We start from the raw sequence: 10252 nt of genomic DNA, 5'->3' as shown, positions 1-10252 counted from the left end.
AGCCCAGGTGGAGCCGCAAGATGAGATACCACCCTTATCGTCATAGGTGTCTAACCGCGGTGTAACAGCATCCGGGACAGCGCATGGTGGGTAGTTTGACTGGGGCGGTCGCCTCCCAAAGAGTAACGGAGGCGCGCGATGGTGGGCTCAGACCGGTCGGAAATCGGTCGTCGAGTGCAATGGCATAAGCCTGCCTGACTGCGAGACTGACAAGTCGAGCAGAGACGAAAGTCGGTCATAGTGATCCGGTGGTCCCGTGTGGAAGGGCCATCGCTCAACGAATAAAAGGTACTCTGGGGATAACAGGCTGATAATGCCCAAGCGTCCATAGCGACGGCATTGTTTGGCACCTCGATGTCGGCTCATCACATCCTGGGGCTGGAGCAGGTCCCAAGGGTATGGCTGTTCGCCATTTAAAGTGGTACGTGAGCTGGGTTCAGAACGTCGTGAGACAGTTCGGTCCCTATCTGCCGTGGGTGTTGGAATATTGAGAGGAGCTGTCCCTAGTACGAGAGGACCGGGATGGACGAACCTCTGGTGGACCTGTTGTGGCGCCAGCCGCATTGCAGGGTAGCTAAGTTCGGACGGGATAACTGCTGAAAGCATCTAAGCAGGAAGCCTCCCTCAAAACGAGTATTCCCTTGAGAGCCGTGGAAGACCACCACGTCGATAGGCCGGGTGTGGAAGCGCAGCAATGTGTGAAGCTTACCGGTACTAATAGCTCGATTGGCTTGATCGTTCTCATTAATCAATGTCCGCAAGACATGCGTTTGATGATCGGTCCAGACACCGCGTGAAATCACGCACAGACAAATCCAGAATTCACCGCATATGTTTTTCGCTGACCTTGTGGTTTTTGCGAGGAGCCCAAGACCCGATCCCATCCCGAACTCGACCGTCAAATTCCTCTGCGCCAATGGTACTAAGTCTTAAGGCTTGGGAGAGTAGGTCACTGCAAGGTCTGCAAAAAACATATGCGTCTCGATGTCGAAACGATTTTGAAAACCCTCTGCCGGAAACGGCGGAGGGTTTTTGCGTTTGGAGCCCTTGCGGGCCTCGAGCTGCGATAAAGCGGGTTGATTTCGGCCCGGCATCAGCCATGCTTGATCCCTCCGCCATCCTGGTTCCGAGCCGCATGCGTTTCATTCTCTCCCTGCTCCTCGCTATTTTCCTGCTGTCGCCGGCATTGGCCCAGGAGCCGCCCGCGGCCGGGGCCGCGCCCGATGCGGCGGCGGAGGAGCTCATCCGCATCCTCGAGGACGACGCGGCCCGGGCCGAGCTGATCGAGCGGCTGCGCCGGGCCGCTCCCGCGGGCGAGACGGCGGCGGAGCCGGCGGCTGCACCTGATCTCAGCATCGCCCGGCAACTGGCCGAATATACCAGGAGCGTCGCCGAGGGGGCATCGACGACGCTGCGGGCGCTGGCGAACGCCGCCGCCAATATCCAGCAGGTGTTCAGCGGGTCGGCCAGCGCCGACGCCGATGCGCTGCGCATGGTGGCGGTCAATATCGGCCTGCTGATCCTCGGCCTGTTCGGCAGCTTCTTCCTGTTGCGCCTCATCACCAATGCCATCGGTCGGCGCATTGCCGCGCGCATGACGGGGGCCGGGCTGATGCGGCGGTTGGGCGGGCTGGTGCTGGCGCTGCTGGCCGACGCGGCCAGCCTCGTCGTCGCCTGGGCGCTGGGCTATGCCATCGCGCTCAATACCGGCACAATGCCGGGTGGGCAGATGGGCATCAACCAGTCGCTGCTGCTCAACGCCTTCCTGCTCGTCGAATTGTCCAAGCTGGCGATCCGCCTGGTGCTGGCGCCGCGCTTCGCCGCGCTGCGCGTCCTGCCGATCCGGGACGACGACGCGGTCTATTGGTCGTTCTGGCTGGGGCGGTTGCTGTCGCTCATCGGCTACACTTTCCTGTTCGTCGCGCCGATGCTGGCCGGCGTGGTGTCGCCGGCGGCCGGGGCGGCGGCGCAGGTGCTGGTCATGGCCACGGCGGTCACCATCGCCATCGTCATCGTGCTGCAGAACAAGGACGATGTACGCAACTGGCTGGCCGATATGGCGCGCCGGCGCGACAATGACGGGCTGGGGCGCATCCTCGTCATCATCGGCCAGTATTGGCACGTGCTCGCCATCACCTATCTCCTGGCGCTGCTGCTGGTATGGTTCGCCAATCCGGAGCGGGCGCTGCCCTTCATGATTGGGGCCACCATGCAGTCGCTGATCGCCGTGGCCATCGGCTCGCTGGTGGTCGGCTTCATCAGCCGGTTCGTCAGCGCCGGGCTCAGCCTGCCCGAGGATGTGCGCCAGCGCCTGCCGCTGCTGGAGACGCGGCTGCGTGCCTTCGTGCCCGGGGTCATGGCGGTGGTGCGCTGGATCGTGATCGCGGCGGTGCTGCTGGCCATCGGGCAGGCCTGGGCGCTGTTCGATTTCGTCGGCTGGGTGAGCACGGAGGAGGGGCTGGCCGTCGCCGGTTCGGCGGTCTCGGCGGCGCTTATCGTGCTTATCGCCATCGTGCTGCATGTGGTGGTGGCGTCCTGGGTCGAATACCGGCTCAACACCTCCATCGGCAAGATGCCGACGCCGCGCGAAAAGACCCTGCTCAACCTGTTCAAGAATGCCTTCACCGTGGCATTGGCGATTTTCGGGGGCATGCTGGCGCTCGCCCAGATCGGGGTCAACATCGCCCCCCTGCTGGCCGGTGCCGGTGTGGTGGGCCTGGCCATCGGCTTTGGCGCCCAGAAGCTGGTGCAGGACATCATCACCGGCATCTTCATCCAGTTCGAGAACGTGATGAACGAGGGCGACGTGGTGGCGGTCGGCGACAAGTCCGGCGTGGTGGAAAAGCTCACCATCCGCTCGGTCACCATTCGCGACCTGGCCGGCACGGTACATCTGATCCCCTTTTCCTCGGTCGATCAGGTCAGCAACATGATGCGCGGCTTCTCCTTCCATGTCGCCGAGATCGGCGTCGCCTATGACAGCGATATCGAGGAGGTGAAGGCGGCGATGCGCGAGGCGTTCGAGCGGCTGATGCAGACCGAGCACAAGGACGAGATCATCGACGATCTCGACATGCAGGGCGTCATCGGCTTTGCCGCCTCCGCCGTCACCGTGCGGGCGCGCATCAAGACCCTGCCGGGCAAGCACTGGGCCATCGGGCGGCGCTATAACGAACTGGTCAAGGCCATCTTCGCCGAGCGCGATATCGAGATCCCCTATCCCCACATCACCTATGTGCAGGGCGGGGAGGCGCGCGCTTCGGGTCGTGTCCTGCGTCGCGGCCGCGACGAGGAGGCCGGGCCGGCGCGCTGACCGGGTTGTGAACGCGCCGGACCTTTGCCTTAAGCTCATCTTAATCGGATGCGTTAATTCTTTGATACGCGCGCCCGCTGCGGCACCGCCGGCGCGTTTCGTGACTTTTTCGTAGCGCGTATCACGAGGCCCGACATGACCCGTTCCCGTTTCCGTTTCCTGGGGGCCCTCCTCGTCCTGGCCGCCACGGCCGGGCTGCCCCTGACCGTTTCCGCCCAGGCTAGCAGCGCCGATTTCGTGCGGGGGCTGTGGCCCGAGGCCGAGCGCGCCGGAGTGAGCCGGCAGGCGTTCGAGGCAGCCTTTGCCGGTTACAGCCCTATTCCGCAGGTGATCGAGCTGACGCGCAAGCAGCCCGAATTCACCCAGACCGTGCAGCAATATATCGACAAGCGCGTCACCGCCGCCCAGGCGTCCAAGGGACAGGCCATGCGCCGGGAATGGGCGCAGACCCTGGCCGGGGCGCAGCAGCGCTATGGCGTGCAGCCCGAGATCGTCCTCGCCATCTGGGGCATGGAGACCAATTTCGGCGGCTTCATGGGCGGCAACAACACCATCCATGCTCTCGCCACGCTCACCGAAAACGGCTATCGCGCCGATTTCTTCCGCTCGGAGCTGGTGACAGCGCTGCGCATCGTCTCGGACGGCCATGTCAGCCCGCGCTCCATGGTGGGGTCCTGGGCCGGGGCCATGGGCCATACCCAGTTCATGCCCTCGAGCTTCATGCGCTATGCGGTCGACTATAATGGCGACGGCAAGAAGGATATCTGGAATTCCGTGCCCGACGCCCTGGGCTCGACCGCGAACTATCTCAAGAGCTTCGGCTGGCGCCCGGGCGAGACCTGGGGCTATGAGGTCAAGCTGCCGCAGGGCTTCGATTTCGCCGCCGCGCGCGCCCTGGAAAAGGCGCCGCTCAGCCGGTGGCAGGCCATGGGCGTCACCCGCGTCTCCGGCCGTGCCTTCCCGCGCCCCGACGATGTGGGGCGGCTCTACATGCCCGCCGGCGCCAATGGGCCGGCCTTCCTGCTGCTGCCCAATTTCGACGTCATCAAACGCTACAATAATTCCGATTCCTACGCCCTGGCCGTGGGCCATCTGGCTGACCGGATCCTGGGGGGCGGCAGCTTTGCGACCTCCTGGCCGGCGGGCGACTATTCGCTGGGCAAGGCGCAGCGCACCGAATTGCAGACCCTGCTCGCCCGCGCCGGCTACGATGTGGGCACGCCCGACGGCGTCGTCGGCCCTCGCACCCGTGCCGCGGTCATGGCCTATCAGGCCCGCGCCGGTCTGCCCGCCGACGGTCACGTCTCGGGGCTGCTGCTCGACCGGCTGAAGCGCTAGGCTTTCATGCGGTGATGGACGCAGCGGCGCTCCCTCCCTCTTGAGGGGGAATTGCCTATGGAAAAATCTGTGAGCCCGGCCCCTTCGCCTCCCTCCTCCTTGCGGGGAGGGAATGAGGGTGCGGGCTCGGGATTGGTTTGATCGTTGTTGCCCGCACAAGCGCTGACCCGAGGGCCGGCCTCGGAGCCCCGAAACCCGGGCGCCAGGCCTTCCGGCAAACGTGATCAATCCAGGGTCTGCCGTTAAGTTCCCGTTAACGAAGCGGGCGCAGAATCGGCCCGCTTAAGCAGAGGGCAGGCGAGCGACCGCTGGACGGCGCGCCTGCCTTCGCCCATTCCGGCGCCATAATATGCCCGGCTTTTGGCGGCAGTATCGCCTTCCTACCGGACCTCGTTCACGCCCCATGCTTCCAGCCATGCCTGTTCTCCGTCACCTCCTCAGGGCATTGATTCTGCTCGCTGCCCTGCTTCCCGGCGCCGCCCATGCGGTCTCGATGATGGACCCGTTCAATATCCCCGCGGCGATGGATGGCGGCACGGCGCGGGTGGGCGAGGGCATCGCCTATGCCGACGGGCCGCGCCACAAGCTCGACGTCTATGCCCCCGAACAGCGCGGCGCCCCGGCCCCGGTGGTGTTTTTCATCTATGGCGGCGGCTGGAGCCGAGGCGACCGGGCGGATTACCAGTTCGTGGGCCGGGCCCTGGCCTCGCGCGGCTTCGTCGCCGTGATCGCCGATTACCGCCTCGTGCCCGAGGTGCGCTATCCCGGCTTTCTCGAGGACAGCGCCAATGCGCTGCGCTGGGTGCAGGACAATATCGCCGCCTATGGGGGCGACCCGAACCGGCTGTTTCTCGCGGGTCATTCGGCCGGCGCCTATAATGCGGTGATGCTGGCGCTCGATCCGTCCTTCCGCCGCGAATATGGGGTCACCCTGCCCATCCTGGGCGTGGCGGCCCTGTCCGGTCCCTATGACTTCTATCCGTTCGAATATTTCGAAGTGCAGGAGGCCTTCGGCCAGGCGCCCAGCCCCGAGGGGACGCAGCCCATCAACCTCATTACCGCCGAGGCGCCGCCCATGTATCTGGCCACCGGCACCAGCGATCCTATCGTACGCATGCAGAACACCGAGCGCTTCGCCGACCGGCTGCGGGCGCAGGGCGTGTGGGTGACGACGCAATATTACGAGGGGTTCGGCCATATGGAGCCGGTGATCGCCATGGGTGCGCTGTGGCGCTGGCGCATGCCGGTATTGGACGACATGGTGAGCTTTTTCCAGCGTTTCGGTGCCTTCCCCAGCGGCGTGCCCTATCTGGCGGTCGCGCCCGACGCGCCCGAAATGCTGCCCGATTCCATCGCGCCCACCGACGAGATCATCCGCCGGCTCAACGAGATGTTCCAGCCTATCGAGGAATGAGGGTGTTCGGCGCGGAGTTTTCCGCCGGTTCGGTCACAGCGGTTCGATGACGATCGAGGGCGCCGAGCGCCGGTTGGGGCCGTGGAACACCGCCTCGATATTGTTGCCGTCCGGATCGAGCACGAAGCAGGCGTAATAGCCCGGGTGATAGTGCCGCTCGCCGGGCGCGCCATTGTCGGTGCCGCCGGCCGAGAGCGCCGCCTGGTAAAAGGCGTCGACCGTTTCGCGGTCCCTGGCCTGGAAGGCCAGGTGGACATGGGTGGGCACGGTGCGGGCATCGGCGGCGTCGACGAAAAGCTCATCGATCTGGAACCAGCCCTCGCCCTTGGCGGTGACGGAGATGCCGAGCACGCCCAGCACGGTTTCGTAGAAATAGCGGGTATTGGTGACGTTGCGCGCCCGCAGATGCACGTGGTCGATCAGCCGTCCGGTATGGAACTGCATGGCTCTCTCCTCGCCTCGCTCTCAAGGCAGACGCCCGGAACCATGTCCGGGCGCCTGGTCAGGGATTGTCAGTAATGGCGCCTAGTCGGCCTCGTCGGCGGGCGCCGAGTTGAGCTGGCCGTATTTTTCCTCGCCGATCTTATCGAGCAGTTCGAGCTGGGTCTCGAGAAAGTCGATATGGCCTTCCTCGTCGGCCAGCAATTCCTCGAACAGGTTCTTGGTCACATAGTCGCCGAGTTCCTCGCAGAGCTCGCGGCTGGCCTTGTAGGCGGAACGGGCTTCGTATTCCCCGGCCAGGTCCGCATCCAGCACTTCCTTGATCGACTGGCCGATGCGCAGCGGCGCGACGCGCTGCAGGTTGGGATGGCCCTCGAGGAAGATGATGCGCTCGATCAGCTTGTCGGCGTGGTGCATCTCCTCGATGGATTCGGCGCGCTCCTTGGCGGCAAGGCGCTTATAGCCCCAATCGTCCAGCAGCCGGTAATGCACCCAATATTGGTTCACCGCGCCGAGTTCGAGGAAAAGGGCTTCGTTAAGCCGCTCGATGACCTGTGCTTCGCCTTTCACGACGTACTCCGATCCGTTGCTTTTTCAGCTTTTCCAACCCGGACTGGAGACTGACCAGCTCAGCGGGCGGATGGGCTTGCTGTGCGTGGTAGTTTTCCGTGACGCGAACGATAATGTCCACCACATTCGGTACGCAGCCTGAGCATTTCGCGCGGCGATTGAGTTCGGCATAGACCTTGGCCGGCACCACGAGCTGCCAGGGATCGGCCTTGAGCAGTTCGAGCACGATATCCTCGATCTCCCTCGAGGTGATCATATTGCACTGGCAGACAAGCATGGCGGGCCGTCGGAGTTCTCAACGCGGCGGACTAAACGCCGTGCATACATGAATGTCAACGTCATAATTGTCGCGTCCGGGCCGGGCGGGGTCCGTTCAGATGGGGCGGGGATGGCGGCGATGCACCGCCTCGATATCGGCCAGCACGGCGGGCGACAGCGCGAGCTCGGCTGCGCCCAGCACGGTCGTCAGCTGGTCGATGCTGGTGGCGCCGATGAGCGTGGAGGTGACGAAGGGACGGCTGCGGCAGAAGGCGATGGCCATCTGCACCGGATCGAGGCCGTGGCGCGCCGCCACTTCGTGATATGCCTTGGCGGCGCGTTCGGAATGCTCGGTCAGCCGCCACATGCCTTTCTGGTAGTCCTTGCGGCTGCCCGCGGGGGTGGCGCCGTCGAAATATTTGCCCGTCAGGAGGCCGGCGGCGAGCGGCGAATAGGCCAGCAGGCCCACATTCTCGTGGTGGCTGATCTCGGCCAGGTCGTGGTCGAAGATACGGCGCAGGAGGCTGTATTCGTTCTGCACCGAGACCAGCCGCGGCAGGTTCTTCTCGTGGGCGAGGCGCAACCATTGGGTAATGCCCCAGGCGGTTTCGTTGGAAACGCCGAAATGGCGGATCTTGCCCTCGCGCACCAGCGCGCCCAGCGTATCGAGCACCTCCTCCATATCGGCCAGGACCCGCCCGGTATCCTGTTCGTGGGGGGCGTAATGCCAGTAATTGTCGAAATGATAATGGCCGCGGCTGGCCCAGTGGATCTGGTAGAGATCGACATAATCGGTCTGGAGGCGTCGCAGGCTGCCCTCCAGCGCCTCGCGCAGCGAGGCGGCGTCGGGGCGGCGCCCGCCCCTTATATGAGCGCTGCCGCCGCCGGCGATCTTGGTGGCCAGCACCCACCGGTCGCGATCCTTGTGGGCGGCGAACCAGTTGCCGATGATCGTCTCGGTGCGGCCGCTGGTCTGGGGGCTGCCGGGCACGGCATAGACCTCGGCGGTATCCATGAAGTTGATGCCGGCATCGCGCGCCATGGCGATCTGGGCGTGGCCCTCGTCCTGGGTGTTCTGGCTGCCCCAGGTCATGGTGCCCAGGCAAATATCGGTGACCCGCAGGTCCGTGCGGCCAAGCGTCTTGAACTGCATGAGAATTCCGTGATTGAGATCGGGTGGGAAGCCGGACCCTAAACCAGCTTTCCGCCCTGGGAAAGCCGTCGGGCGGCATTTGCCGGCCCACCCGGACGGCGCGGGGTTTTCCACAGCCGGCCCGCCGAAAGGCGGCCTTTTTCCGATCCCGTCAAAAAACCGTCACCCGGGCCCCTTGGGGGCTTGAGGTCTCGCCCGCCAGCCCCTATATAGCCTTCACACCGCGCTGCAGCGCCGGTGCTTGACGCGGGATGGAGCAGCCCGGTAGCTCGTCAGGCTCATAACCTGAAGGTCGCAGGTTCAAATCCTGCTCCCGCAACCAAATTAAGCCCCTGAAAACTGAAAGGTTTTCAGGGGTTTTTCTTTTCGCTGCCAGAGCTCGCTTTCGGATGTGGAAGCATAGTGGAAGCGGTGGGTACCGGATCAGTGGCCGGCGTCAGCCGTTCGATGCACGACGCCATCGGTGCCCCCGGAAACTCTCAACTGCGTGCCAGGGCAGTGGCCTTGCGCGCCGTATCCTCATCGCTGATCAGCACCGAGATGAGGCCGGACCGCAGCACTGCCGCGATGGCCTGCGTCTTGTGAGCGCCGCCGGCAGCGAAGACGCGCATCGGGATTTTGCGCAGGGCATCGAGCGATACGGTAATGGCGCGGCGATTGAGATCGTATTCGAGTTCGACCCCATGCTCGTCGAGAAAGTGCCCGCAGATATCGGTGACCGCCCCCGCATCGCGCAGATCTTCCATCGACGCATCGGGGGGAATGCCGCGGCTGATCAGCAGCGACTGATTGGTGGCATCGCCGATGCTGACCACGACCAGGTCGGCTTTCTCGATTTCCTCGAACGTGTGCCGGAACACGTCCTGCTCCAGGATGATGTTTCGCGAGCGCTCCGAACTGGCATAGATGGGAGCCGCCAGATATTCGCAGCGGGCCCCCAGGCGCCGCGCCATGTCGCTGACGATGTTGAAGGTGTTGAATTCGGCGCCATGGGTCAGCCCGCCCATGATCGAGATCACGGTCATGTCCGAATAATTGCCGACGGGAAGCTGGTTGACCATTTCGCGCAAAGTGCCTCCCCAGCCAATGCCGAAGCGCCGGACCGTATTGCGCGCGATATATTGGGAGACGAATTGCGCCGCCGCCTTGCCCAGGAGATTCTGGGTCTGGCTACCCTCGGCCGGTGTTGGAATGATCACGGCGTCGGCCAGGTTGAAGTCGCGAATGAGTTCGCGCTCCAGCGCCACGGTGCTGACCAGCGGCGAATTGATGGTGATGTTGACCAGCCCATCGGTGCGGGCTTCTGAGAGAATGCGATTGATCTTGAGGCGCGTGGTGCCGAGGATATGGGCGATGTCGGCCTGCGTCATGCCTTCCATGTAGTAGAGCCAAGCCGCTCTTATATGCATCTGGCGCTCGGTTTCTTCAGGATTCATTGGCGCGTCTCTCCTGGAGCCTCAAGCGGCAGTATCTGGCATTTCCTAGCACAGCTTGGTTCCTTCGCCAGCCGATAGAAACATTTTGGCACTGATTTCAACCCTTTGCATCCCCGGATTGTCCGCCCGCCGGAGGACTGCATAGGCAATGCGGCAATCAGCGAATTGATGGTCTTGAGCGCGCGCACCGTTTCGAGATGGATATTGCTGGTGGCGACCAGGCCCCCCAGGGCCGCCGCCTTGGGCGGCCGCCCTGGCCCCGGCCGAGCAGCCGGGTCAGCACGGCCTTTTGCGAGCGCTCCATGCCGATAGATGTTCATGCCATCCTG

General features: G+C 64.0%; 9 protein-coding genes, 1 tRNA gene and 2 rRNA genes (1 of these 12 only partly in view). 6 read left to right on the top strand and 6 right to left on the bottom strand.

The annotated features are described in order from the left end of the window. The 5 genes from ACFOOL_RS04025 to ACFOOL_RS04005 all read left to right on the top strand — a co-directional run. Positions 1 to 739 (top strand): 23S ribosomal RNA (locus ACFOOL_RS04025) (it extends 1982 nt beyond the left edge of the window). Positions 740 to 845: 106 nt separating this feature from the next. Continuing rightward, a 5S ribosomal RNA gene (rrf, locus tag ACFOOL_RS04020) occupies positions 846 to 961 on the top strand. A 138-nt stretch (positions 962 to 1099) separates the two neighbouring features. After that, complete coding sequence (locus tag ACFOOL_RS04015; RefSeq protein ID WP_380095073.1) at positions 1100 to 3313, top strand: mechanosensitive ion channel domain-containing protein; 2214 nt, start codon at positions 1100 to 1102, stop codon at positions 3311 to 3313. 135 nt (positions 3314 to 3448) lie between these two features. Then, the gene (locus ACFOOL_RS04010) at positions 3449 to 4651 is read left to right on the top strand and encodes a lytic murein transglycosylase (RefSeq protein WP_380095071.1); all 1203 of its coding nucleotides are present in this window, start codon (positions 3449 to 3451) and stop codon (positions 4649 to 4651) included. A gap of 445 nt (positions 4652 to 5096) precedes the next feature. Further along, the gene (locus ACFOOL_RS04005) at positions 5097 to 6065 is read left to right on the top strand and encodes an alpha/beta hydrolase (RefSeq protein WP_380095069.1); all 969 of its coding nucleotides are present in this window, start codon (positions 5097 to 5099) and stop codon (positions 6063 to 6065) included. 33 nt (positions 6066 to 6098) lie between these two features. Here ACFOOL_RS04005 and ACFOOL_RS04000 read toward each other — a convergent pair whose 3' ends face one another. The 4 genes from ACFOOL_RS04000 to ACFOOL_RS03985 form a co-directional block, all read right to left on the bottom strand. Next, a complete protein-coding gene (locus tag ACFOOL_RS04000) occupies positions 6099 to 6509 on the bottom strand; it encodes a VOC family protein (RefSeq protein WP_380095067.1) in 411 nt (136 codons plus the stop codon). A gap of 81 nt (positions 6510 to 6590) precedes the next feature. Next, positions 6591 to 7076, bottom strand: coding sequence for a bacterioferritin (gene bfr, locus ACFOOL_RS03995; RefSeq protein WP_380095065.1), 486 nt, complete (start codon positions 7074 to 7076; stop codon positions 6591 to 6593). Beyond that, positions 7042 to 7353 (bottom strand): (2Fe-2S)-binding protein, encoded by a 312-nt coding sequence (locus ACFOOL_RS03990; protein WP_380095064.1) that lies wholly within the window; start codon positions 7351 to 7353, stop codon positions 7042 to 7044. Before ACFOOL_RS03990 ends, bfr begins: the two co-directional genes overlap by 35 nt. Positions 7354 to 7449: 96 nt before the next feature. Continuing rightward, positions 7450 to 8487, bottom strand: a complete 1038-nt coding sequence (locus tag ACFOOL_RS03985) for an aldo/keto reductase (RefSeq protein ID WP_380095062.1) — start codon at positions 8485 to 8487, stop codon at positions 7450 to 7452. Positions 8488 to 8732: 245 nt separating this feature from the next. Here ACFOOL_RS03985 and ACFOOL_RS03980 point away from each other — a divergent pair. Beyond that, positions 8733 to 8809, top strand: a tRNA-Met gene (locus ACFOOL_RS03980). 157 nt (positions 8810 to 8966) lie between these two features. Here the strand turns inward: ACFOOL_RS03980 and ACFOOL_RS03975 are convergent. Beyond that, complete coding sequence (locus ACFOOL_RS03975; protein WP_380095060.1) at positions 8967 to 9923, bottom strand: sugar-binding transcriptional regulator; 957 nt, start codon at positions 9921 to 9923, stop codon at positions 8967 to 8969. Further along, positions 9920 to 10243, bottom strand: coding sequence for a hypothetical protein (locus tag ACFOOL_RS03970; protein ID WP_380095058.1), 324 nt, complete (start codon positions 10241 to 10243; stop codon positions 9920 to 9922). The genes ACFOOL_RS03975 and ACFOOL_RS03970 overlap by 4 nt, the downstream gene beginning before the upstream one ends. Positions 10244 to 10252 lie beyond the last annotated feature (9 nt).

The organism is Devosia honganensis (genome assembly GCF_042648785.1).
Lineage (GTDB): Bacteria > Pseudomonadota > Alphaproteobacteria > Rhizobiales > Devosiaceae > Devosia > Devosia honganensis.
Note: the sequence above shows the minus strand (reverse complement) of the source record. Positions and strands in the feature narration are given on the sequence as shown.

Coding starts and splice junctions, on each gene's coding strand:
- ACFOOL_RS04010 (WP_380095071.1), top strand. CDS start 3,449: ATGACCCGTTCCCGTTTCCGTTTCCTGGGGGCCCTCCTCGTCCTGGCC.
- ACFOOL_RS03985 (WP_380095062.1), bottom strand. CDS start 8,487: ATGCAGTTCAAGACGCTTGGCCGCACGGACCTGCGGGTCACCGATATT.
- ACFOOL_RS03990 (WP_380095064.1), bottom strand. CDS start 7,353: ATGCTTGTCTGCCAGTGCAATATGATCACCTCGAGGGAGATCGAGGAT.
- ACFOOL_RS04000 (WP_380095067.1), bottom strand. CDS start 6,509: ATGCAGTTCCATACCGGACGGCTGATCGACCACGTGCATCTGCGGGCG.
- ACFOOL_RS04015 (WP_380095073.1), top strand. CDS start 1,100: ATGCTTGATCCCTCCGCCATCCTGGTTCCGAGCCGCATGCGTTTCATT.
- ACFOOL_RS03970 (WP_380095058.1), bottom strand. CDS start 10,243: ATGAACATCTATCGGCATGGAGCGCTCGCAAAAGGCCGTGCTGACCCG.
- ACFOOL_RS03975 (WP_380095060.1), bottom strand. CDS start 9,923: ATGAATCCTGAAGAAACCGAGCGCCAGATGCATATAAGAGCGGCTTGG.